The organism is Streptococcus halichoeri (assembly GCF_019774635.1).
In the GTDB taxonomy this organism is placed as follows: domain Bacteria; phylum Bacillota; class Bacilli; order Lactobacillales; family Streptococcaceae; genus Streptococcus; species Streptococcus halichoeri.
In genome coordinates this window covers 1,498,108-1,522,559 of record NZ_CP081502.1, presented here as the reverse complement: position 1 = coordinate 1,522,559, position 24,452 = coordinate 1,498,108, and the positions used below count along the sequence as shown (strand labels likewise).

Sequence of the window (24,452 nt, the reverse complement as noted above, 5' to 3'; positions counted from 1 at the left end):
AGCACAGCTTTAAGCTGATTGCCTATGGGAATAACTTGCTTAACGTATATCATTAGTATCATCTGGCCTTATCTAAACGCCTCTGATGAGCCGTCACAAGTGCCAGTTAGGGCTTATAGATTTTACTAACTCAGGCGAGCTGATAGCTAAACAAGCTCCCTTGAAAAAAGGATTAGTCTCAGAATGTGCTAACCCATAAAGTAAAAAGTGTTTTTGAAAGTCTGACTGCTTCACCTGGTGTCCTAAGCAGCATTCTAGAGCCTATCTTGGGAAGACTCGGTAGGATTAAAGAGGTCAAAACAGCGCTGTTTGATGGGAAAAATAGCCTTAGAGCTGACAAAAAACAAAAAAACTTGCCACAAACCATGTGGTGTAAACTGATTTTTTTCACAAGAAGAAATCACTGAAAAACAGGCTTACAGAATCTGAAAAAAATGGTAAAATAGGGGATGAACAATTTACCCCTAAAAAATTGGAAAAAAAGTATTTCCTAAGGAGGAAAACAGTGGAAATTAATCAGTATATTGACCATACTCTTTTAAAGGCTGACAGTGTTAAAGTGCAAATTGACCAACTCATTGCAGAAGCAAAAGACTATCATTTTGCAAGTGTCTGTATTAATCCCACATGGGTTGCTTATGCTGCTAAAGCCTTAAAAGATAGCGATGTAAAAGTTTGTACCGTTGTTGGCTTCCCCTTAGGCGCAACAAGCTCAGCAACAAAAGCTTTTGAAACTCAAACAGCTCTTGCTGATGGAGCAGATGAAATTGATATGGTGATCAATATCGGTGCCCTAAAAGATGGCGACAACCAGGCCGTTGAAAAGGACATTAGAGGAGTGGTCAAAGCTAGCGGCGACAAATTGGTCAAAGTTATCATTGAAACCTGTCTATTGACTGATGAGGAGAAGGTCAGAGCCTGCCAATTAGCTGTCAAAGCAGGAGCAGATTTTGTTAAGACTTCAACCGGTTTTTCAACAGGAGGTGCAACGTTTGCTGATGTTAAGTTGATGCGCGAAACGGTCGGACCTGATTTTGGAGTCAAGGCATCAGGAGGAGCTCGCTCGTTTGAGGATGCCAAAGCATTTATTGAGGCTGGGGCAACGCGGATTGGTACCTCTGCTGGCGTTGCAATTATGAAAGGTGACATTGCAAATGGCGGATACTAATCTTGTAGATTTGGCAGTTACAGCAAGCAAGCAGGCCTATGTTCCTTACTCGCATTTTCCCGTAGGAGCTGCAATTGTAACCGCAGATGGGACAGTATATACTGGCTGTAATATTGAAAATGCTAGCTTTGGGTTAACCAATTGTGCTGAACGTACAGCTATCTTTAAAGCGGTGTCTGAAGGTCACAAAGAATTTTCAGAAATTGCCATATACGCTCAGACAGAAAAACCTGTTTCCCCCTGTGGTGCTTGTCGTCAAGTGATAACGGAGTTTTTTCCAAAAGACGCTAAGGTTACTTTAATTGCTAAAGATCAGTCAACACTTGAGACAACGATTGGTGAGTTACTTCCCTATTCCTTTACAGATTTACATTAAATCTGCTTTATTATGTTATTGAGCCATAATGGCAAAATAAGTTTTCAGCAAGCAATTGCTAGATGTTTTTTAGGAGGGTTCATCTTCATGAACAAAAAATTTATTGGCCTTGGATTAGCATCTGTTGCTCTTCTAAGTTTAGCTGCATGTGGCAACCGTGGTGCTTCTAAATCTGGTGAAAAAGGAAAGACAGATTTGAAAGCTGCTATCGTGACTGATACGGGTGGTGTGGATGACAAGTCCTTTAACCAATCAGCTTGGGAAGGCTTGAAAGCTTGGGGTAAAGAAAACGACCTCAAAAAGGGCGCTGGCTTTGATTACTTCCAATCTACTAGTGAATCCGAATATGCTACCAACCTAGATACTGCTGTATCAAGTGGTTACAAACTTATCTATGGTATTGGTTTTGCACTTAAAGATGCCATTGTCAAAGCAGCAGGTGATAACTCAGAGGTCAACTTCGTTATTATTGATGATGTTATCAAAGGCAAGAACAATGTTGCTAGTGTTACATTTGCTGATAACGAAGCGGCTTATTTGGCAGGAATTGCTGCCGCTAAAACAACAAAAACCAAAGTAGTTGGTTTTGTCGGTGGTATGGAAGGCACTGTTATCACACGTTTTGAAAAGGGCTTTGAAGAAGGCGTTAAATCTGTTGATAAAGACATCAAGATTAAAGTCGACTATGCTGGTTCCTTTGGGGATGCCGCTAAAGGAAAAACCATTGCCGCAGCCCAATATGCTGCCGGTGCCGATATTATTTACCAAGCAGCAGGCGGAACAGGAGCTGGTGTCTTCAATGAAGCAAAAGCTGAAAACGAAAGAAAAAATGAAGCCGATAAAGTTTGGGTACTTGGTGTTGACCGTGACCAAAAAGACGAAGGAAACTATACATCAAAAGATGGTAAAAAATCAAACTTTGTCTTAGCCTCTTCTATTAAAAAAGTTGGCCATGCGGTTCAATTGATCAACAAAAAAGTTGTTGATGGCAAATTCCCAGGTGGTAAAACAACGGTTTATGGCTTGAAAGATGGTGGGGTTGATATTGCCACTACAAACCTTTCTGAAGATGCTGTTGCTGCAATCAAAGAAGCAAAAGCTAAAATTATTGCCGGCGACATTAAGGTCCCAGAAAAATAAAAGCTATTTGAAAACAAACTAGGGCAAACCTAGTTTTGCTTCTGCTAGTTAGTCTTACTCTTAATAACGCAGCCGTCTCATATCAGCCAAGAGATTATCTGATAACTTGCTTGGTATGTGCCGCTGCCGGAGTGGTACGACGAACTCTTTAGTCTTATCGAGTTTTCGTATCACTCCCTTTTTCAACTGAGATTACTTTTATCTCAGTAAAGCTTAAGGTTTGTGGCAAGCTTTATTGAAATAAAAGATTGCATTGAAAGGAATACTTTTATGACGGAACATGTCATTGAAATGAAGGAAATCACGAAGACCTTTGGTGATTTTGTTGCCAATGATCACATCAACCTGTCTGTTCGCAAAGGCGAAATTCATGCTCTTTTAGGAGAAAATGGAGCTGGAAAATCAACTTTGATGAATATGCTGGCTGGTTTGTTAGAGCCAACAGATGGTGAGATTGTTATTAATGGAAAAACAGAAGTTATTGATTCACCATCAAAATCTTCCAATCTGGGAATCGGGATGGTTCATCAACATTTTATGTTGGTAGAAGCTTTTACGGTTGCTGAAAACATTATTTTAGGAAATGAAGTGGTCAAAAATGGCATCATTGATTTGAAAGAAGCAAGCAAAGAAATTAAAGAACTTTCAAATAAGTATGGCCTTTCTGTTGATCCAAATGCAAAAATTGCCGATATCTCAGTCGGAGCACAACAACGTGTTGAAATCTTAAAAACCCTCTACCGTGGTGCTGATATTTTGATTTTTGATGAACCGACTGCAGTTCTTACACCAGCAGAAATCAAAGAATTGATGATTATCATGAAAAATCTGGTTAAAGAAGGCAAATCCATTATTCTTATTACGCATAAATTAGATGAAATTCGTGCAGTGGCAGACCGAGTGACCGTCATTCGGCGTGGTAAAAGTATCCAAACGGTTGATGTTGCTGGTACAACCTCACATGATCTTGCAGAAATGATGGTCGGTCGGTCAGTATCCTTTACGACAAATAAAATCAGTGCCCAGCCTAAAGAAGTTGTACTGTCAATTAAAGATTTAGAGGTTGATGAGAATCGTGGCGTTTTAGCTGTTAAAGGCCTGTCATTAGCTGTTAAAGCAGGTGAAATAGTTGGTATTGCTGGTATTGATGGTAATGGACAAAGCGAATTAATCCAAGCTATTACAGGTTTACGCAAAGCCAAAAACGGTTCTATTACTATTAAGGGTAAAGAGGTGACACATTTAACCTCTCGAAAAATCACTGAACTATCCGTTGGTCATGTTCCAGAAGACCGGCACCGTGATGGCTTAATCCTTGACATGTCTATGGCAGAAAATATAGCTATCCAGACCTACTACAAAGAACCTTTAAGTAAAAATGGTATTTTAAATTACCGTAAAATTAATGAGTATGCACGTTACTTGATGAAAGAGTTTGACGTGCGCGGAGCTAGTGAACTTGTGCCAGCCCGTGGCTTTTCGGGAGGGAATCAACAAAAAGCAATTATTGCCCGTGAAATAGATCGCGATCCGGATTTATTGATTGTTAGCCAACCAACACGTGGTCTTGATGTCGGCGCTATTGAATACATTCACCGTCGTTTGATTGAAGAACGTGATAAAGGCAAAGCCGTACTGGTGGTTAGTTTTGAACTAGACGAGATTTTGAATCTATCTGATCGCATTGCTGTTATTCACGATGGTAAAATTCAAGGGATTGTCTCACCTGAGCACACAAATAAGAAAGAATTGGGTATCTTAATGGCTGGTGGCTCAATTGACAAGGAGGAAAAGCATGCCTAAAAAAGCACAAAAAATAGCAGTTCCAGTGATTTCTGTTTTGCTAGGATTTCTACTTGGTGCTATTATTATGTTTATATTTGGTTATGATCCCGTTTGGGGTTATGAAGGCTTGTTTCACATTGCCTTTGGCAGTGTGAGGAATATTGGTGAAATTTTCCGGGCAATGGGGCCACTAATTCTGATTGCGCTTGGCTTTACAGTTGCTAGTCGTGCTGGGTTTTTCAATATTGGTTTATCAGGTCAAGCATTAGCGGGTTGGTTAGCTTCGACCTGGTTTGCCTTGGCGCATCCTCAGATGTCTCGTCCCTTGCTTATTCTAATTACAGTGCTTATTGGGATGATTGCAGGAGGAATTGCTGGCGCTATTCCAGGGATTCTTCGTGCCTTTCTTGGAACTAGTGAAGTTATTGTAACGATTATGATGAACTACATTATTTTATACGTTGCAAATTTTATCGTCCAAAAAGGCTTACCGCAAGCTTATAAACAAAGTATTGACTCGACCATCCAGGTTAGTAAAAATGCTAGTTACCAAACAGAATGGCTTTCAGCTTTAACCAATCACTCACGGATGAATATCGGAATTTTCTTTGCTATTATTGCCATTGGTCTGATTTGGTTCTTACTGAACAAAACGACACTAGGTTTTGAGATTCGCTCAGTCGGACTTAATCCTCATGCTAGCGAATATGCTGGAATGTCTGCTAAGCGAACAATCATCTTATCTATGGTTATTTCAGGAGCTCTAGCTGGACTTGGTGGTGTTGTTGAGGGTCTTGGAACCTTCCAAAATGTCTTTGTTCAAGGAGCTTCATTAGCCGTTGGTTTTGATGGAATGGCTGTTAGTTTACTAGCTGCCAATTCACCAGTTGGCATTGCCTTTTCAGCATTCTTGTTTGCCGTTTTAAATGTTGGGGCACCAGGGATGAATATTGCAGGGATTCCACCTGAATTGGTGAAAGTTGTGACAGCTTCCATTATCTTCTTTGTTGGTTCTCATTATTTAATTGAAAAATATATGTCTAAATCTAAAAAATCTGTAAAGGGAGGCAATTAAGATGTCAGTTATCACTATCTTATCGCTCCTTGTATCATCCATGCTTATCTACGCAACACCGCTCATATTTACAAGTATTGGTGGAACCTACTCTGAGCGTGCTGGCGTGGTTAACGTTGGCTTAGAGGGAATCATGGTTATGGGGGCTTTTTCAGGAATTGTCTTTAACCTTGAATTTGCAGAAACATTTGGCAAAGCTACTCCTTGGCTAGCTGTTTTAGTCGGTGGACTTGTTGGTTTGGTCTTTTCCTTGCTTCATGCAGTAGCAACGGTTAACTTTCATGCTGATCATATTGTATCTGGTACCGTCTTGAACTTATTGGCACCTTCTTTAGCGATCTTTTTGGTTAAGGTCATGTACAACAAAGGACAAACAGATAATATTCAACGTTCATTTGGGAAGTTTGATTTTCCGATTCTATCGAAAATACCGGTAATTGGTGACATTTTCTTTTCAAATACGACTTTGATAGGTTATCTTGCTATTCTCTTTTCGATTTTAGCTTGGTTTGTTTTGTATAATACACGTTTTGGTTTACGTCTAAGATCTGTGGGAGAACATCCACAAGCAGCTGATACTTTAGGTATTAATGTTTACCTAATGAAATATTATGGTGTAATGATTTCTGGTTTTCTTGGTGGTGTTGGAGGAGCAGTCTATGCGCAATCTATCTCGGTTAACTTTGCCGTAACCACGATCTTAGGACCGGGCTTTATTTCCTTAGCGGCAATGATTTTTGGGAAATGGAATCCAATTGGGGCGATGTTATCCAGTCTGTTCTTTGGTTTATCACAAAGTTTGGCCGTTATTGGCAGCCAATTACCATTATTAGAAAGCATCCCAAAGGTTTATCTCCAAATTGCCCCTTACTTGCTAACCATCATTATCTTAGCAGCCTTCTTTGGCCAAGCGGTTGCGCCTAAGGCGGATGGGATTAACTACATTAAAACAAAATAGGCAGTGGCAAACACTGTTTAGTAACGGTTATCGTTGGTCCAAATCCCAGCGGTGGGAGGCAGAAAGTCACTCTTTACCCCAGCTGACAGTCCTCACTTGTTTAAAAAAATTACCGACTTCTAATCATTAGATGAAAATCTAATGATTAGAAGTCATTTTTTTGAGGACTTATAATCAGCTGTGCTTGACCTGTCTTATTAGCAAAATTAGTAGAAAAAACAGTCTATCTGCTAGCCTTGGAAAAGCTGTTAGATAAACTGTTGAAGTGTCTAGAAGACTATGTTTAAATTGATAATTACAAGTAAGAATGGTGTCTTATGTTAATTATCAATAAAGGTATTGATTTCCGTTTCAATAGCGGCGATTTTTTGTTCTGCATCAGCAAAAGAATGCCCTACCGTAGCAATGTAAAATTTAATTTTAGGTTCAGTACCTGAAGGACGAACAGCAAACCAAGAATCATCACTTAAGGAATACTTCAAAACATTGCTTGGTGGCGTTGTGAGAGGTGAGACGGTCCCATCAGCCGCTGTTGCTGTTTGGGCTTGGAAATCTTCTAAAAGTTGAACAGCCGTGCTGTTAAATTGTTTTGGTGCCTTTTCACGGAACTTAGTCATAATTTTTTGAATTTCAGCAGCCCCATCCATACCAGATAAGGTCACAGAAATGGTTTTTTCGGCAAAATAGCCGTATTCTTTATAAATCTCATCAATACCATCGGCCAAGGTTAGACCACGCGAGCGGTAATAAGCAGCAATTTCAGCTACAATTAAGACAGCTTGAATGGCGTCTTTGTCACGCACAAAAGGTTTAAGCAGATAACCAAAGCTTTCTTCAAAGCCAAACATATAGGTATAATTGTGCTTTTCTTCAAATTCCTGGATTTTCTCTGCGATGAATTTGAAACCAGTTAGCACATTAAACATGGTTGCACCATAACTCTCAGCAATCTTAGTGACTAATTCAGTTGAGACAATTGATTTTGCTAAGGCTGCATTTGCTGGAAGGGTACCAGCAGTTTTATGTGCTTCTAAGATGTACTTGGCGATAATAGCACCAATTTGGTTTCCTGATAAGTTGCGGTAGGACCCGTCTTCTTGACGAATTTCCACACCCAGACGGTCAGCATCTGGATCGGTGGCAACTAGGACGTCGGCATTAACAGCTCGGCCTAATTCTTCAGCTAAGGCAAAAGCAGCTTGGTTTTCGGGATTAGGTGAATCAACGGTTGAAAACTCAGGGTCAGGTTTAGCTTGGGCTTCAACAACTTGGACAGAATCAAAGCCAGCTTGCGCTAAGGCTCTGCGTGTTAGCATTTCTCCTGTACCATGTAGTGGAGTATAAACAATTTTCATATCCTTGCCAAATTGCTCAATTAAGTCGTGATTAATAGTGACTTCCTTGACTTCTTTTAGGTATGCTGCATCTACAGCTTCGCCAATAACTTCAATGAGTCCATTTTCTTTAGCGACTTCTAGATCGGCTAGCTCAATGGCAAAAGGATTATCAATGGAACGAATATAAGTGGTTAAGGCATCAGCATCAACGGGTGGCATTTGTCCGCCATCGGCACCATAAACTTTGTAGCCATTAAAGGGAGCGGGATTATGGCTTGCTGTAATCATAATCCCAGCAAATGTCTTGAGATGGCGCACTGCAAAAGATAATTCTGGGGTTGGTCGTAAACTTTCAAAGACATAGGCCTTGATGCCATGCGCAGCTAGGACTTGGGCTGATTCAAAGGCAAATTCTTGGGAAAAATGACGTGAATCATATGCAATGGCGACACCAGCTTTTTTGGCAAGGTCTCCCTTGGTTTCAACCAATTTGGCTAGGCCTTTGGTTGCTTGGCGAACAACGTAAATATTGATACGATTAGTCCCTGCGCCGATGTAGCCCCGCATGCCAGCTGTGCCAAATTCTAGATTAGTGTAAAAGGCATCTTCTTTTGTTTTTTCATCCATAGCTTTTAGTTCATCATGCAGATAAATTGGTAAGCCTGGATGGTTGACCCATTTGTCATAATTGTCTTTATAAGTCATTTCGGTTCTCCTTTGTATTATTAAACGCTTTCATTATACCATTTTGAAAAGAAAAAAGCACTAACTTTTAGATTGGTTTGCAGTCTTTTTCATGATGTTGAAAATCATACTTCAAGCTTATTGGAAACAAAAAAGGTTGTAAAAGTAATCTGAGCACTTTTACAACCAGTAAGTGATAATCACAGTCCAAAAGCTATTGCTTAAAAGTTAGCAAACGAGGGACCAATATTTGGGTGATGATTGCTGAGATAATGACCTCAGCCAATGCATTTGTGGAAATAATCGCCGTTAATAAGGCCTTGATACTGCCATTAAAGACTGAACCAAAGAAAATAAAGATACCAGATAGGACAAAAACGGTGTTAGTTAACGATCCGACAATACCAGAAAGCATGGCGCCAAAGCGTAGGGAAAAGAGCTTGTAGGTGTAGTAAGGCAAAATACCAATCAAAACGCGAGGCACAATGGCAATAACCAATGAATAAATGTTCCCATGCTCAACAAAAGGTGAAAAGAGGTAGCTAGTTGGTAGTAGCACAATTGTACTGTTAATAACGCTAATAGCTCCCATTAAACCACCTAAGGTAGCACCAATACGTGGTCCGTAGACAATCGAAGCAATGATAACTGGAATATGCACCAAAGTTGGCTTAATCGGAACAGGCCAGAGCATGAAGACAAAAGAGCTCAGAAAATGAATTAAGAGCATAACAGCAAAGAAGATAGCAACAATAGCTACTTGAGATGACTTATGTTGTTGATTCATGGATAACTCCCAAATTAATAATAAGATTAGATAAAGTGTGCTTGAACAGCAGTAACGATGTCTGAAAGATCAGCAAGAGCACCCTTGCCATAATCACCACAGGCCAAAAGGCTTTCCTTAGGGGCAATGATTTGGTAACCAAAGTTAGTTAAGCGCTCGCAATTTGCCTGAGTCAAAGGGTTTTGGTACATTTGGGTGTTCATCGCTGGCGCTAGTAATCTTGGTGTTTGGGCGGGTAGGGCTAGGGCCACAGCCGTCACAATAGAATCAGCAAAGCCATAAGCTAAACGAGCCAGGGTATTGGCAGAAGCAGGTGCCACCAGGAATAAGTCAGTTGACTTAGCTAGTTCAATATGATTAACTTTGGTAACATCTGGTTCATGCATGATATCGGTATGGACCTCATGCTTTGATAGAACTTGAAGGGTCAAGGGAGTAATAAAAGCTTGTGCCGCTTCAGTCATTAATACAGTGACTTGATAGCCTAGTTTGGTTAGCTGACTGGTTAAATCAGCTGCCTTATAGGCTGAAATGCTGCCAGTAACAGCTAAAGTAATGTGTTTAGTCATGAGTGATTACCTTTTGATAAATAAGATTAGCTAATTCTTGCTTGGTTTTAGCTGGATAAATCGCTGACTGGTCAACAAGATAGGCCAGATGTTGGTCGTCTGTAATATCCCTAAGGTCATTAGCTACAATATAATCGGCATGGTTCTTAGTTAAGCTGTGACGAGCAACGGTAATCAGCTCTTCTTGAGGAACATTCACTAATAATTTAAACCCAACCAGCAGGATTTTGGGATTCCAAGACTTTACCAAGGAAATAATTTTTGGTGTTCTTTTTAGAAATAAAACCTGATAATCGGCTGATGAAGAAATTTTGGCCTCTGAGTTAGAGTGGTGCAATAACTCATCAAGCTGCCTGTGTTTTTTAACGTCTTCTAGGTCTGTCATATAAATAGGACTATAGTCAGAAACAGCCATACTGTGAATCAGGACATCATGTGTTTTTACAAGAGGTTCTAATTGCGCCTGCAAAGAGGCCACATCAGTTACTAAAATAATGTGTAAATGGTCATGGCCTTGTGGTTTATAGGCACGCGTTGTGGTTACAAGTGTCACCTCGTGTCCCTTCGCTAAGAAACGCTCAGCAATTAACGCTCCCAAGCGTCCGCTAGCGTGGTTGGTAATGCTGCGAACAGAGTCAATAGCCTCAGAGGTGCCACCTGAGGTGATTAGTATTTTCATACTTCCATTCTACACAAAATCTCACTATTAGTAAATGAATTGCTAAAAAACATAGTAGTTACTCCTTTTTCAAGCTTTAAAATCGAACAAAAAACATGGTATTTTATAATTGACTAGCTGGTTGTTGAGCAGGATTTCAATCAAGACAGAATAAGACGTGCTGTGTCAAAAACAGCTTTATTCTAAAAAGGAGAAGAAGTCCTATTTTTATTGAAAATCTGTATTGATGCTCCTTAAAAATAGATGGATTCATTAATCAGTTAGTGAAAGAGTCCTCATTCAGCTTATGTTTAGTGGTCAGGACCTCTTTTTTAGTAATGAAAAAACGGATAATTGGTTCAAAAATTAAAATAATATATGTGTTTAGCGAAATGTGATATACTATTACCAATCTATCAAAAAGGAGTAGACATGAAATCAGATATCGAAATTGCTCAAAGTGTTACCCTAAAACCCATTAAAGAAATCGTTGCCCCATTTGGCATTAGTGAGGATGACCTTGATTTTTATGGTAAGTATAAAGCAAAACTTAGCTTTGAAAAGATAAAAGCGGTGGAGGCAAATACCAAAGGAAACTTGATTTTGGTTACTGCAATCAATCCCACACCGGCTGGAGAAGGCAAATCAACCATGAGTATTGGTCTAGCAGATGCTTTAAACCAACTGGGCCAAAAAACAATGCTTGCTTTACGTGAACCTTCGCTGGGTCCTGTTATGGGAATCAAAGGCGGAGCAGCTGGTGGCGGCCATGCACAAGTTTTACCTATGGAAGACATTAATTTACATTTCACCGGTGATATGCATGCCATTACCACGGCAAATAATGCCCTTGCGGCTTTAATTGACAACCACTTACAACAAGGAAATGACTTACAGATTGATCCTCGGCGGATCATTTGGAAACGCGTCCTTGATCTAAATGATCGGGCTTTACGCCATGTTACGGTGGGGTTAGGTGGCCCCTTAAATGGCGTTCCACGTGAGGATGGTTTTGATATTACAGTAGCCTCTGAAATTATGGCGATTCTTTGTTTAGCAAGAGATCTGGCTGATTTAAAAGAAAGACTAGCCTCAATTGTCTTTGCTTATGATATGAACCGTCAGCCGCTCTATGTACGTGACCTCAAGGTCGAAGGCGCCTTAGCCTTGCTTTTAAAAGATGCTCTTAAACCCAACCTTGTGCAAACTATCTCGGGAACACCAGCCTTTGTGCATGGTGGACCGTTTGCTAATATCGCTCATGGCTGTAATTCTGTATTAGCAACGTCAACTGCACTTGGCTTAGCTGATTATACGGTTACAGAAGCTGGTTTTGGTGCTGACTTGGGAGCAGAAAAATTCTTAGATATTAAGGTGCCACAATTACCTAAAGCTCCAGATGCCATTGTCATTGTTGCAACGATTCGTGCTCTTAAGATGCATGGCGGTCTGGCCAAGGCAGATTTAGCAATGGAGGATTGCCAAGCACTTAAGCGAGGATTTGCTAATTTGGAACGACATGTGGCAAATATGCGGCAATATGGTGTCCCAGTTGTGGTTGCCATTAATGAATTTGCAGCTGATACTCAAGCGGAAATTGCCACCCTCAAAGAACTCTGTCAAGCTATTGACGTACCTGTCGAGCTCGCCAGTGTGTGGGCCAATGGTGCAGAAGGCGGACTAGAGCTAGCACAAACAGTGGTTGATGTGATCGAGCAGCACCAAGCTCATTATAAGCGTCTCTACCAAGACACTCAGTCCATTGAGGAAAAAATTGCCGCCATTGTTAGCCGCATTTATGGCGGTAGCAATTATCAATTATCCGCTAAAGCCAAGCAGCAACTCAAGCAATTTCAAGCCTTTGGTTGGGATCACTTACCAGTATGTATGGCCAAAACGCAATATAGTTTTTCCGATAATCCAAGCTTACTCGGTGCTCCAACTGATTTTGAGGTCACGATTCGTGAATTCGTTCCCAAAACAGGTGCTGGTTTTCTGGTTGCATTAACTGGCGATGTGATGACCATGCCTGGCTTGCCTAAGCGACCAGCAGCCTTAGATATGGATGTGACTGAGCAAGGTGTAGCAGTAGGGCTGTTTTAAATGGCGCAATGATAGGCAGATAGTAACTGCCTATCTTGCTTTTTGTAAGGTAAATACGACAATCGCTTTTAGCCAATAAAGGGTGATTTTATGGTATAATGGAGTGGTTTATAATAGTCTGGAGGCCAAGAAAATTAAAAATAAAATTAAAGTGAGGCATCTGCTCCATAAGAGCAAAAGTGGTGTTTTGAGAGGGATTTTTAGTCGGGCAACCGTTATCATTTTATTCTTCTTGATCCAATTATTTTTTATTGTCGAGTCCTATATTTGGCTAGAACAGTATCGCTATATTCTGACCATTTTTGAAGCCTTTTTTGCGGTCGCTATTGTGCTTTATTTGGTTAATAGTGAAATGGATGCAACGTCTCGAGGGACATGGTTGATTTTGGTGATGGTCGCCCCCTTGCTAGGAGCTCTCTTATTTATTTATACTAAATTAGACTGGGGCTATCGAGGGTTAAAAAGACGGATCAATCAGTTAGTAGAAGCCAGCCAGCCTTATTTGCAAAATGATGAACAAGTGATTAAAGAAGTAAAAGATAGCACGTCAACCACTTATCATCTGGTGCAATACTTACAACACACTCGAGCAATCTTTCCGGTATATGGTAATACAAAAACCACCTTTTTCCCCAGCGGCGAAAGCTTTTTTAAAGTTTTCAAAGAAAAATTACTGGCTGCTGAGAACTATATTTTCATTGAATTTTTTATCATTGGCGAAGGCCGCATGTGGGGGGAAGTTCTAAACATCCTTGAGCGTAAGGTCAAAGAAGGAGTAGAAGTTCGGGTGCTCTATGATGGAATGAATGAGTTATCACGCCTATCTACGGATTATGCCAAACGTTTACGACATTTAGGAATAATGGCTAAATCTTTTTTGCCTATTTCACCTTTTATTTCCACCTACTATAACTATCGAGATCATCGGAAAATCGTGGTGATTGATGGGGAAATTGCCTTTACTGGTGGGGTTAATTTGGCAGACGAATACATCAATGAAATTGATCGCTTTGGTCATTGGGTTGATACGGCCATCATGCTAGAAGGGCAAGCTGTTGATAGCTTTTTGGTGCTCTTTTTGCAAATGTGGTCAATTACGGAAAAAGAAATGATTATCGAGCCGTATTTGGGCAACCATTTTCCCCCTCAGCCAACCGATGGTTATGTCATTCCTTATGGCGATTCTCCCTTAGATACTGATAAGGTAGGGGAGAATGTCTACATTGATATTCTCAATCACGCCAAAGATTATGTCTATATTATGACCCCTTATCTGATTTTAGATGGTGAACTAGAACACGCGATTCGATTTGCTTCTGAGCGTGGGGTAGACGTTCGGATTATTATGCCAGGGATTGCTGATAAAAAGATTGCTTACTACCTGGCCAAAACCTACTATAAATCCTTAATGTCTTCAGGCGTTACCATTTATGAATATAAGCCAGGTTTTGTTCATGCTAAAGTATTTGTCAGTGATGATGTGAAGGCTGTTGTCGGCTCGATCAATCTGGATTATCGTAGTCTTTATCACCATTTTGAATGTGCAACCTATCTTTACCGCTCGTCTACCATTTCAGATATTTATCAGGCCTTTCTTGATACCCAAGCCAAATGCCAAAAAGTGACCCCTGAAGAAGTGCAAAACCGACCTTTATACCAAAAATTAATTGGTTTATTAGTAAAAACGATTGCCCCACTCTTGTAAAGTCTGGGAACTTGAGGTATAATAAGAACATGCGATGAGTCGATTATGGTTAGTAACCATTTTTGCGCAGGGAAGTCATTAAGGCAGGAAGCCGACTTTGATAAATTGTGTGAACCATTTTATCACACTTCTTATGAAGTGCCCTAAGCCCTTGTGTTGTGCAGGGGCTTTTAATTTTGCGGTATTATAGACTTAGGCAGGTCTAACCAAGCTGTTCAGATGACTTGAGAATCTAGAGTGATTTAGCATCCATAAAAACTTCTCTTTGTTACTAACTGCGTAGAAGGGGAGTGATTTTCCATTACATTTGCCAATGGTCTAAGCTGTGTTTTTGGCTGGCTTCTCTAAAGGAGAGGGTAAATAAGAAAACTTGACAAATCTTCTTAAGATAAGGATAATGGAAGTAAGTTGAAAACAATGAAAAGAGGGCAAAAGATGCAAATTATTAAACGTGATGGCCAAGTCGTTGACTTTGACCCTAATAAAATTTACCAAGCAATCCTTAAAGCTGCCCAGACTGTTTATGTTATTGATGATACCTGGCGTCAAAATTTAACCAATGTTACTAAGAAAGTTGTTATTGACCTCGAAGAAGCTCAAGTAGAAAAACCCACCATTAATATGATTCAATCTCTAGTAGAGAATCGTTTGATGGATGCTGGTTATATTAACATTGCTGAGCATTATATTTCTTATCGACTACAACGTGATTTAGAGCGAAACGGCTATGCTGATAGCATTATCGTGCACCTTCGGTTTGAACAAATTAAATAAGGCTAATCTAAAAGAGCTAAGCTGTTACCACTTCTTATGATGGGACCAGCTTAGCTTATTTTTTTTGTAGTATTTCTAACAACTGCTCTAGGTTCAAATCCTGTAAAGCAAAGGAATAGTAGTTAGCATATCGCGTTGTGAGTTTAGTTGAAATAGCTGCTAGCTCTACCTCTAAAAAGTAGGCTCTTGTTGATAAAGCTTGCCTAAGTATGAGTTGTCGTGGGGTCAGGTGATAAGAGACTTGCGGTGGTAATTGTGTCAGACTTTGGCTAATGAATTGCTGCCGCTCAGCTAGGTAATGTTTTAATGACAGATTGTTCCTTGTAAACATCCCATTTGAGAGATAGAGCGCTAGCGCTTTTTGAATCATGCTATTTGTTCCTAAGTCCATCACTTTTTTGTAATTGAGAACAGCTTTCATGAGTTTATCTGGTAACACCAAGGCTGCTAGGCGTAGGGCAGGAAATAGAGTCATGGAAAAAGACTGGAGGTAGATGACGTGTTGAGTGGTGTCATAATAGTGTAAAGGCAAGGAGCCCGAGCTGGTAAACTCCCCCAAATAATCATCTTCTAGCAGGTAAACATCATATTGTTCAGCTAAGGCAACAAGTCGCTTTTTTTCAGCTTCTGTGTAACTAAGCCCCAAAGGATTGGAAAAATGAGGAACCGTATAATAATATTTAATATGGCCCTGCTGAAATAGTTTTTCTAGTGCATCAAAATCATAATGCTGATCTTCACGCTCAATCGTTTCAAACGCAAGATTAAGTTCTTTAAGCAAATTAATCATCCCTGCGTAGCTGGGTTTGTCTATCAATATGTGACTCCCTTGGTTGGGAAACTTAACCTGAGATAGAAGATATAGGGCTTGTTGCGATCCTGAGGTGATGAGAATCGTATCAGATTTAGTATAGACATTTTTGGCTTGTAAAATAGGAAGGAGACTGTCAATGAGCTCGCGGAGGCCTGCTTGATTGGGATAATCGTTTAGAGCCAGATGCTCATCTTTATCAAAGCTCTCAGTGAGACAGCGCTGGAAGTCCTGATAGGCTTTGTGATGGTAGTCTGCTATCTGTTGGATGGCTTTATCTGGTGTTTGACTGGCATCACCAAACACATAGTAACCACTTTTGGGCACTGCATAGATAAGGTTAGCATGAATTAATGATAAAAGGGCACGTTGGACAGTATCTTTACTACAGTGATACTCATGGCTAAGTTGGCGGATTGAGGGGAGTCGCTGTCCTGTTTGATAGACCCCCTTTTGAATGGCTGTGGTGATGTCTGTTAAGATTGCTTGATATTTCGTCATGACTTGATCCCTTACCGATTTAATGTTTCTATTGTAACCAAGCAGGAGTGTCTTTGCAAGTTGTATAGCTTTGGGTCATTGACAAATAAGGTGGTTTTTGACATAATAGCAATAAATTGCGCTCCAAGAGCGTCTTTTTTGATGACAAGAAAAGGAAAATAGGATGAGTATTTTAGAAGTCAAGCAGTTGAGTCATGGTTTTGGTGATCGGGCTATTTTTGAAGATGTGTCCTTTCGACTCTTAAAAGGAGAGCACATCGGCTTAGTTGGTGCAAATGGTGAAGGTAAGTCGACCTTTATGAGTATTGTTACTGGACACTTGCAACCTGATGAAGGAAAGATAGAATGGTCCAAGTATGTCACTTCAGGCTATTTAGATCAACATACTGTTCTAGAGCCGGGCCAAACCGTGCGTGATGTTTTACGCACCGCCTTTGATGACTTGTTTGATACTGAAGGCCGCATTAATGACATTTATCTAGCCATGGCAGAAGATGGGGCAGATATGGATGCTCTGATGGAAGAAGTCGGTGAATTACAGGACCGCTTAGAGACACGCGATTTCTACACGCTTGATGCCAAAATTGATGAGGTGGCCAGAGCGCTTGGTGTTATGGATTTTGGCATGGATAGTGATGTCACCACCTTATCTGGTGGGCAAAGAACGAAGGTACTTCTTGCAAAGCTCTTATTAGCAAAGCCTGATATTTTATTATTAGACGAACCGACCAACTACTTGGACGCTGAACATATTGAATGGCTTAAACGCTATTTGCAAAATTATGAAAATGCCTTTGTCTTAATTTCTCACGATATTCCATTTTTAAACGATGTCATTAATATTGTCTATCACGTGGAAAATTTAGATTTGGTGCGCTATGTCGGCGATTATCATCATTTTGAGTCTGTCCATGCGATGAAAAAGGCACAACTTGAAGCGGCTTATGAGCGGCAACAAAAAGAAATTGCTAATTTACAAGATTTTGTGAACCGCAATAAGGCGCGGGTGGCTACCAGGAACATGGCCATGTCGCGCCAGAAGAAGCTTGATAAAATGGAAAAGATTGAATTGCAAACCGAAAAACCAAAACCAAGCTTTGCCTTTAAGGAAGGCCGGACACCCAGCCGGTTTATCTTTCAAACACAAGAACTGATGATTGGTTACGATCGCCCATTGACACGTCAGCCCTTAAACTTGGTTTTTGAACGTCATCAGAAAATTGCTATTACGGGTGCAAACGGTATTGGAAAATCTACTTTGTTAAAAAGTTTACTAGGTTTGATTCAGCCGCTTAGTGGCCAGGTTGTCACAGGTGAATTTTTGGAAATTGGCTACTTTGAACAAGAAGTTGCTTCAGGCAATAAACAAACGCCCCTAGAAGCAGTCTGGGATGCCTTTCCTGCCTTAAACCAAGCAGAAGTTCGCGCCGCTTTAGCAAAATGCGGCTTAACCTCCAAACATATTGAAAGTCAAATCCAGGTTTTATCCGGAGGTGAGCAGGCTAAGGTGCGACTGTGCCTACTAATGAATAGTGAACATAACGTCCTTGTCCTAGATGAGCCGACCAACCATTTGGATGCTGATGCTAAAGCAGAGTTACAACGAGCTTTACAGGCTTTTAAAGGATCATTACTCATGGTTTGTCATGAACCAGAATTTTATAGCGGCTGGGTAACAGATATTTGGGATTTTAACCAGCTAACCTAGTGTTATGATGCAACCTAACAGCCAGCGGCTTTAGGTTTTTTGTTTTTAGAATGCTTTTTCTTTGACTAAAATGGCCATTCATTATATAATGACTATACAAACTAAATAATGTGTTGTCACTTTAGAAAGGTTGAGAATCATCTCAGCTTAGCTATTGCGGACAAACGAGAGGAAGTGCTTTGGTATGAGCGATATAAAACAAAAACTCAATGAATTAACCAGCGAGTTAGATCGACTCAAAGAAGAGATGAAGGAACGTTCATCTGAGCTAACAACGTCACTTAAGAAGGAGGCCCCTATGAAAAAACATCCCAAACATCAAACATCTCATAGTAAAGTCAAATTAACGGATATTGTTCAATTGGGCTTATTATTGGTACCGGTCTATAAACTAAGTAAAAAAATTTTAAACGATAAAAAAATGCGCTAATTTTCTTAGTAAAAAAGTTATTCTTAGATAAGACAATAGAAATAACTCCCAAGATGATAAGACAAAAACCTTACCTAGATCGTTTCTAGGTAAGGTTTTCTTTTGGTACAATAATCGAAATAGCTTGGCGAATAACCTCCAAAGAGACTGGCAGAAGATCACACTTATCCCCGTCAATACGTGTGCGTGGATTTGCGGATCGTCCTGGTTTGACAGCATTTAATTCAAGGGACTTGGTTTTAAAATGAACGATTTCTTCTGCTTGAGAAAAGTCACCTTGTTTAAATTCATGGATATGGCATAAAAATTTCCAGAAATGGAGTTTTTTCATCGTATAAACCTGCATATAGCCATCATCAACTAAGGCATCTGGAGAAAAAGAAGGAAACCCAGCAATCGTATTGGTCATGGTAATCAATAAAAACTTGGTTTTAATCACGGATATGGAATCGTCGTGCTTTAAACCAATAGTATAGGTACGATTGCGGCGTAAAATGCGCCAGCTATCCTTAAGAAATACCAAAGGACCAAATTTCCGTTTTTCTTCAGAAGTGACATTGGCTGCAATATCTGCCAGTAAACCCAAGGTCAAACTACTAATCATATAATGGTTATTGGCTTTACAGATATCGATTGGTTTAACGTGACCATTGAAAATCACATCAATCGCTGCCTCTAGTTCTAATGGAATGCCAAGGGCCTTGGCAAAATTATTGACTGAACCTGAGGGGACTAGGCCAATAAGACTGTTATTACCACCTTCATAGGCTCCACCGATAACTTTGTTTAAGGTACCATCACCACCTAAGGGAATGATTAAATCAACCTGCTCTTGCGAGGCTTTTTTGGCTAATGCAAAGCATTCCTTAGGAGTGGCTGGTTTTATCACTGAAATGTCTTGGGCAGCGATGCCTTTATCAATAAGTTTCTCTTGGATTAAATCAACTAAATCTGTTTGTTTTTTGCCAGATTTGGGGTTATAAAACAGATGTACTGTTTTGATTTTATAAGCATTTTCCATAGCTTCTTTATTATAGCATTAAAACTAAAAATTGCCTTAAAAATCATTGAAGAAATCTGAACTAAATTGTTCGACGAGTGAGCGCTGATTCTGAATTAGCAAGCGCTCCGCTGACTTTATCACTTTCTTTTTCTGCCACCTAGCTCAACCCCTTGTTAGCTTTGGATTTTTAGTAAGAAAGTTGGCAAGGGCAGTAAAATAAGCTAAATCATGGTATAATAAAGAATAGCTATGCTTTCTATGATTGATTTTCCTAGCCCCGTATCTGGCCTTACTTTCGAGAAAAATAGCTTTGATATTTTCTTCAAGTTCCGCTTCAGAGACTGGTTTAACAGCCTTGTAGTAATATCTAGAACGAGGAATGTTCAACCAACGACACATGGCTGAAATGCTATAGTTGTCTTTGTTAGCAGTGATTACTTCCCTTTTCGTGCCATAATCACCGCCGCTTGCTTTAGGATATCTAGCTGCATTTCGAGTTCTTTATTACGCTTTCGGAGTTCAATCAGCTCACGCTGCTCATCTGTAAGATTATCAATAGTTTTAAAGGAACCAGTTGTTTTTGCCTGACGTACCCACTTATCGAAGGTTGATGGGGTTAACTCATATTCTTTGATAAGCTCACTTCGTTTTATCCCTGCATTGTGAAGGTCAATGATTTGTTGCTTAAAGTCATCGGTGAAGTGGCGACGTATTTTTCTAGACATAATATTCTCCTATTTTCTTTAGTGTAGAACACTTTATAAGACTGTCTAGTTTAGTGTAACCTATTCACGAATCCTATTTCATTAGCAGCTTTGACAAGACCGAGCGCTGTAGTTCCTTCTTTAGTGGTTTTGGCTAATTCTCTTAAGTGTGCCAAAGAATAGTCTGAACCGTAAAACTTAGCCACAGATGCTAGAGCTGCAACGCCACAGTCTCTGCCATCTATCTGGGGGACAAAAGTACGTTTGTATGATGCCGTTTGTAATAATCCTTTCTGTTTTGTAACACCTTTATTATGCCAGTAAAATAGATAAACTTTGTCCCTATTTCCTAAACAGTCATCGAAACGTCTTGAATGATCATCAAAAGATTACACCAAGACGTGTTCTCCTTTCCTGAACGGTCGTCCAATAGACTTGAACGGTAAAAGCATTACCATTCAGGCAAGTTAAACGACTGTTCAGGCAATGAAGGATTATTTTTTCAAAAAAGAGTTATACTAAAGATGTCAAAGTTGCAACGAGATAAACGAAAAATTTAGGAGGTACTCATCATGAATACACAAACAATGAAACAATTTGAAATTATGGATACAGAAATGCTTGCTAGTGTTGAAGGTGGAGGAAAAATTGGTGGAGGTGAGGTTATGACCGCTGCATTTGCAGGCTGTGGATTAGGAGCAGCAGTTGGAGGTTTAGGCGGTTGTATTTTAGGTGCTCAGTATGGCACTGCTATTTGGACAGCTATACGTGTAGCGTAAAGGAAGAAATTATGAAAGAATTAACAGCTATTGAACTTTCTACGATTTATGGTGGAAATAAATTTTGGGGGTAATGTTTTCGTTGGTGCAATGGGAGGAGCCGGTACTGGAATAGGTTTATGTACAGCTTCAGGCCCCGCTTATGTAGCATGTGTTGCGGGATTTACCGCTGCTGGAGGAGCAATTGGTGGGTGGAATACATAAATTAAGATTATATAGCATTATATTGCTGATACTCCTTTCTCTCTATTGTTTTAACTTTGTATCACTATCTTTTACAAAAGCTAATTATATTTTGCTCATACAAGTAATTGTTCTATTTGTAGTTGACTATTTATCGCGGAAATACAGTATACGAAGGCACTACAATAAATTTGATTATTTCAATATTTTTAGAAAATTATCAGCAATAGCTATATCTACGTTGGGATTGTTACTTCTTTCGAAACAGGCTATCCTAGCAGTGAATTTAATTGTTATTACTTATATTTCTATGTATCTTTCAATGCAAAATGGCTATCTAGTTTATTTGTACAGAAAAGATATCGGTAAAAATGAATAAAGTAATTGCTGTAATTTAGCCAGTTCATACGAGCTGGCTTTTTATTACTTAAGATTTACAAGAGAATTGACCTTTTGATGCAGTATACAGAAGATGTTCTTATGAAATAATTCAGCTTGATTGTTGTTCAATAACTTATCAATGTAATCGTTTAAGGCATTTCAATGACCATTAAGGGTTTAGTGCATTTTTTGAAGCAGTTTTGATATAAAATAACGGTATCAAAACTAAAGGAGCTTTAAGATGAAAAAGAAATTATTACAATTACTACTATTTAGTACCGCTTTATTGGCAACTTTTGGAGGGCATGCTGCTCTTGCGGAAAATGTCGTGGGAGTGTCATCGACAGATGAAACCACACCATCATTAGTAGAGACAACTCCTTCTGAACCAGTTATCATACCTTCGTCTAACCAATCGGTCAATAGTGAAACTGTAGCAGAAACACCTGGGGCTAATCAGGCAGATAGTAGTGAAACTGTCCAAGAAAAATCAGTAGAAGAAACAACAGCAGAGCAAGAGGCTAATGTTACTGATGCTAAAGAGATAACACCAGAAGACTATGCAGAGAATGTCGCTGATTTTAAAAAGGTAACGATTGATGAGGTTCACCAGGTCTTTACAGAGGATAACCTTGAGCACACAATCTATTTTGGTCGCGGGACATGTTCACATTGTCGTCAATTTTCTCCAGTATTAAAAGAGTTTAATGTTTTAACTGATGGGGGAATATTATAATGTAGATGGCAAGGACTTTGATGATGCGGCTAAAGCATTTTTGTATGACACTGTAGGAATTCCAGGAACGCCGACCGTTCTTTATCTCAAAAAAGGTCAATTAGTTTCAGGCTGGGTTGGAGGCGGCATTACTGCCCAACAACTTTATGATTATCTTTATCTAGGTAAAAATCCTCAGCTAGCAGAAGAAAATCAAACAGGAGAAGAGCAAACAGACACTTCATTGCCCACAGAAAAGAAAGAAAATGACACGGTAGCTACACCATCTTCTGACAATACAAGCCCAAAGGTTGCTACAGAACAAACAATTGTTAAAGAGGAAGCCAAAGATGTGAAGCAATCACCGTCTAGTATCGCAGCTCAAACCCCTCAAGGAACCGTTGCAACTACCTTAAAATCTCAATCCAGCCCACGACCCATTCCCCTAATGAATCAATCAACTGTCACAGAACGTTCTACGACTTTACCTAAAACAGGAGAAAATAGATTTAATCTTATTTCTCTTATAGGTATCGTATTATTTACCAGTGAAGTTTTATATTTTTTAAGTGATTTAATAGCGAAGAAAAAAGATATTTAATTTTCTTATTACCGAAGTATCACTCATAGGATTTTACTAAGATAATATAGTCAATTGTGAGGAATTTATAGCGGTAGTCTCCCTAAGAGAAATTTAAAAGTATCCTATAGGTAATTGAATACTCTCAAAGGTTGGACTATTAAGTAATGATAAGGACTGAATCCTATATTGAACAGGAATCGGTCCTTTTAGTTTTCCTTTGTATTAAATATTGACTCATTTTCATAATAGAGGTCTTCAAACTCGTCATAAAAAAGACTTCATCATATCGTTATCTATCATCTTTTTCATGACGAGTCTCTATTTCGAACTACTTTGTGACATTTTGTCACAAAAATGAGGGATTATCAATAGCTTGGTTATACTCATTGTAAGGTTATTTTCAAATTGAAAAACCAATTCTGTCCGTTGACAACTGAATAAACCAAAGTGGGACTTTCTTATTTGTTGAGCAATTTAGTATGATACGCCATGATAGGAGCGAGAAACTATCAGCTATAAAATAGCTTGGTTTTCTATCTGCCATGATGACAAATAAAGATAATGATACTTCTGAACGTTCAGGCTGCCAGCGACAAAGGACAGCGGGTGAGATGCCCATGATTGATGAAACCAGTCATACCCACTGAAGGACAATAAAAAGAGAGAAATGAGTATGAAAATTAAATATGTGTCTGTTGATAATAGTATAGCTGAATGGGCAGATAAGAAAGCATTATTAAAGAGATGGGAAGGACTAAATCAATACACACTGAATCGATGGTTAAGTGAAATGCGAGATCAGAAACAGTTTAGAGAATATGTGATTAACCCTACGCATAAATTAGTTTTTTATCAATTTGGAAGGATTTAAAGAGTTTGTAAGATGGAAGCAAGGGGCGGTCAGATGAAGAAAATCGTGGTATAATAGGTATTGTCAATTATTTTATTAAACATAATATAGTTTCGATTTTCTTTTAAGTTATTACAAAGAAGTTTTGATTAGAGTGGAAGAGGAATTGATTGAAACGTGTGAGGAAAAATTTGGTTTTAAATGGACGAAGCATGTAACACCGCACTCTTTTAGACACATGCACATTACTTATCTTCAAAGTGCTGGTATGGAATTGGCTATGAGGGACATTATGGAGCGTGTAGGTCATGCTAATTATGAAACTACATTCGGTTATACTCATAGACAAACTAACTCTCAAGAAAAAGCAGTGAATGCATTAAATAATTTTATTGAAAAAAATCAAATTTCTTTTTCCGCTTTAAAGTCTTGGTCTTGTAAGTATTCTCAATCACTAAATGATTGGATTGAAAATCACTATGAAAGCAAAAAAACGAATTTAAGTTTAGCAGAATTCCGAGATATAATTGGAATAAAAGAAAGCTATCTTCCAAGATATATCAATGTCAATATCCTACCCAAAATATTAAAAGATATTAAGAAATATCATTCAAATTTTGAGATTAAATGTATTCGTGAAGGAAAGCAAAAAATTATTGGGTATGAAATGGTTTGGTGAAATTAG

At 39.2% G+C, this 24,452-nt stretch carries 21 protein-coding genes and 3 pseudogenes; 16 read left to right on the top strand and 8 right to left on the bottom strand.

What is annotated here, in order from left to right:
- Positions 1-505 precede the first annotated feature (505 nt).
- The 6 genes from deoC (at position 506) to K5J94_RS07200 (ending at position 6,502) form a co-directional block, all read left to right on the top strand.
- Positions 506-1,168, top strand: coding sequence for a deoxyribose-phosphate aldolase (gene deoC, locus K5J94_RS07225; protein WP_159564008.1), 663 nt, complete (start codon positions 506-508; stop codon positions 1,166-1,168).
- Complete coding sequence (locus tag K5J94_RS07220) at positions 1,155-1,544, top strand: cytidine deaminase (protein WP_159564007.1); 390 nt, start codon at positions 1,155-1,157, stop codon at positions 1,542-1,544. Before deoC ends, K5J94_RS07220 begins: the two co-directional genes overlap by 14 nt.
- A gap of 87 nt (positions 1,545-1,631) precedes the next feature.
- Complete coding sequence (locus K5J94_RS07215) at positions 1,632-2,684, top strand: BMP family lipoprotein (protein ID WP_159564006.1); 1,053 nt, start codon at positions 1,632-1,634, stop codon at positions 2,682-2,684.
- A 270-nt stretch (positions 2,685-2,954) separates the two neighbouring features.
- Complete coding sequence (locus tag K5J94_RS07210) at positions 2,955-4,487, top strand: ABC transporter ATP-binding protein (RefSeq protein WP_159564005.1); 1,533 nt, start codon at positions 2,955-2,957, stop codon at positions 4,485-4,487.
- A complete protein-coding gene (locus K5J94_RS07205; RefSeq protein WP_159543957.1) occupies positions 4,480-5,544 on the top strand; it encodes an ABC transporter permease in 1,065 nt (354 codons plus the stop codon). The genes K5J94_RS07210 and K5J94_RS07205 overlap by 8 nt, the downstream gene beginning before the upstream one ends.
- 1 nt (position 5,545) lies before the next feature.
- Complete coding sequence (locus K5J94_RS07200; RefSeq protein WP_159543955.1) at positions 5,546-6,502, top strand: ABC transporter permease; 957 nt, start codon at positions 5,546-5,548, stop codon at positions 6,500-6,502.
- A gap of 320 nt (positions 6,503-6,822) precedes the next feature.
- Here the strand turns inward: K5J94_RS07200 and K5J94_RS07195 are convergent, their stop codons facing one another.
- The 4 genes from K5J94_RS07195 to K5J94_RS07180 form a co-directional block, all read right to left on the bottom strand.
- Entirely contained in the window at positions 6,823-8,544 is a 1,722-nt protein-coding gene (locus tag K5J94_RS07195) for a phospho-sugar mutase (protein WP_159564004.1), read from the bottom strand.
- Positions 8,545-8,737: 193 nt separating this feature from the next.
- The gene (locus K5J94_RS07190; protein WP_221912755.1) at positions 8,738-9,310 is read right to left on the bottom strand and encodes an ECF transporter S component; all 573 of its coding nucleotides are present in this window, start codon (positions 9,308-9,310) and stop codon (positions 8,738-8,740) included.
- Positions 9,311-9,336: 26 nt separating this feature from the next.
- On the bottom strand, positions 9,337-9,879 hold the full coding sequence (coaC, locus tag K5J94_RS07185; protein ID WP_159565165.1) for a phosphopantothenoylcysteine decarboxylase: 543 nt from the start codon (positions 9,877-9,879) through the stop codon (positions 9,337-9,339).
- Complete coding sequence (locus K5J94_RS07180; protein ID WP_159565167.1) at positions 9,872-10,558, bottom strand: phosphopantothenate--cysteine ligase; 687 nt, start codon at positions 10,556-10,558, stop codon at positions 9,872-9,874. The genes coaC and K5J94_RS07180 overlap by 8 nt, the downstream gene beginning before the upstream one ends.
- A 411-nt stretch (positions 10,559-10,969) precedes the next feature.
- On the opposite strand from K5J94_RS07180, the gene K5J94_RS07175 reads away from it, so the two are divergent.
- From K5J94_RS07175 to K5J94_RS07165, 3 genes are all read left to right on the top strand, one after another.
- Positions 10,970-12,640 carry a formate--tetrahydrofolate ligase gene (locus tag K5J94_RS07175; protein ID WP_221912754.1) on the top strand — a complete coding sequence of 557 codons (1,671 nt, stop codon included), beginning with the start codon at positions 10,970-10,972 and terminating at the stop codon, positions 12,638-12,640.
- Between the two features lie 187 nt (positions 12,641-12,827).
- Positions 12,828-14,345 carry a cardiolipin synthase gene (cls, locus tag K5J94_RS07170; RefSeq protein WP_408022828.1) on the top strand — a complete coding sequence of 506 codons (1,518 nt, stop codon included), beginning with the start codon at positions 12,828-12,830 and terminating at the stop codon, positions 14,343-14,345.
- A gap of 435 nt (positions 14,346-14,780) precedes the next feature.
- A complete protein-coding gene (locus K5J94_RS07165; protein ID WP_159543943.1) occupies positions 14,781-15,119 on the top strand; it encodes an ATP cone domain-containing protein in 339 nt (112 codons plus the stop codon).
- 55 nt (positions 15,120-15,174) lie between these two features.
- On the opposite strand, the gene K5J94_RS07160 is transcribed toward K5J94_RS07165, so the two are convergent.
- Complete coding sequence (locus K5J94_RS07160) at positions 15,175-16,431, bottom strand: aminotransferase-like domain-containing protein (RefSeq protein ID WP_221912753.1); 1,257 nt, start codon at positions 16,429-16,431, stop codon at positions 15,175-15,177.
- A 163-nt stretch (positions 16,432-16,594) separates the two neighbouring features.
- Here K5J94_RS07160 and K5J94_RS07155 point away from each other — a divergent pair, with 163 nt between their 5' ends.
- Positions 16,595-18,139 carry an ABC-F family ATP-binding cassette domain-containing protein gene (locus tag K5J94_RS07155; protein WP_159565173.1) on the top strand — a complete coding sequence of 515 codons (1,545 nt, stop codon included), beginning with the start codon at positions 16,595-16,597 and terminating at the stop codon, positions 18,137-18,139.
- Between the two features lie 184 nt (positions 18,140-18,323).
- Entirely contained in the window at positions 18,324-18,569 is a 246-nt protein-coding gene (locus K5J94_RS07150; RefSeq protein WP_159543931.1) for a hypothetical protein, read from the top strand.
- 85 nt (positions 18,570-18,654) lie between these two features.
- Here K5J94_RS07150 and K5J94_RS07145 read toward each other — a convergent pair whose 3' ends face one another.
- The 3 genes and pseudogenes from K5J94_RS07145 to K5J94_RS07135 all read right to left on the bottom strand — a co-directional run.
- Positions 18,655-19,572, bottom strand: coding sequence for a diacylglycerol/lipid kinase family protein (locus K5J94_RS07145; RefSeq protein ID WP_159565177.1), 918 nt, complete (start codon positions 19,570-19,572; stop codon positions 18,655-18,657).
- 264 nt (positions 19,573-19,836) lie between these two features.
- Positions 19,837-20,297 (bottom strand): annotated as a pseudogene (locus K5J94_RS07140) (transposase); the annotation flags it as partial.
- A 59-nt stretch (positions 20,298-20,356) separates the two neighbouring features.
- Positions 20,357-20,548, bottom strand: a pseudogene (locus K5J94_RS07135) (cysteine peptidase family C39 domain-containing protein); the annotation flags it as partial.
- Between the two features lie 300 nt (positions 20,549-20,848).
- Here K5J94_RS07135 and K5J94_RS07130 point away from each other — a divergent pair.
- From K5J94_RS07130 to K5J94_RS07110, 5 genes and pseudogenes are all read left to right on the top strand, one after another.
- Complete coding sequence (locus K5J94_RS07130; RefSeq protein WP_159565070.1) at positions 20,849-21,055, top strand: Blp family class II bacteriocin; 207 nt, start codon at positions 20,849-20,851, stop codon at positions 21,053-21,055.
- An 805-nt stretch (positions 21,056-21,860) separates the two neighbouring features.
- On the top strand, positions 21,861-22,355 hold the full coding sequence (locus K5J94_RS07125) for a thioredoxin domain-containing protein (RefSeq protein WP_159565066.1): 495 nt from the start codon (positions 21,861-21,863) through the stop codon (positions 22,353-22,355).
- The gene (locus K5J94_RS07120) at positions 22,339-22,935 is read left to right on the top strand and encodes an LPXTG cell wall anchor domain-containing protein (RefSeq protein ID WP_221912752.1); all 597 of its coding nucleotides are present in this window, start codon (positions 22,339-22,341) and stop codon (positions 22,933-22,935) included. The genes K5J94_RS07125 and K5J94_RS07120 overlap by 17 nt, the downstream gene beginning before the upstream one ends.
- A 655-nt stretch (positions 22,936-23,590) precedes the next feature.
- Positions 23,591-23,825: pseudogene (locus tag K5J94_RS07115) on the top strand (DNA-binding protein).
- A 96-nt stretch (positions 23,826-23,921) separates the two neighbouring features.
- Positions 23,922-24,446: a replication initiation protein gene (locus K5J94_RS07110; RefSeq protein WP_231700348.1), complete on the top strand. Its 525-nt coding sequence runs from the start codon at positions 23,922-23,924 to the stop codon at positions 24,444-24,446.
- Positions 24,447-24,452: the final 6 nt, after the last annotated feature.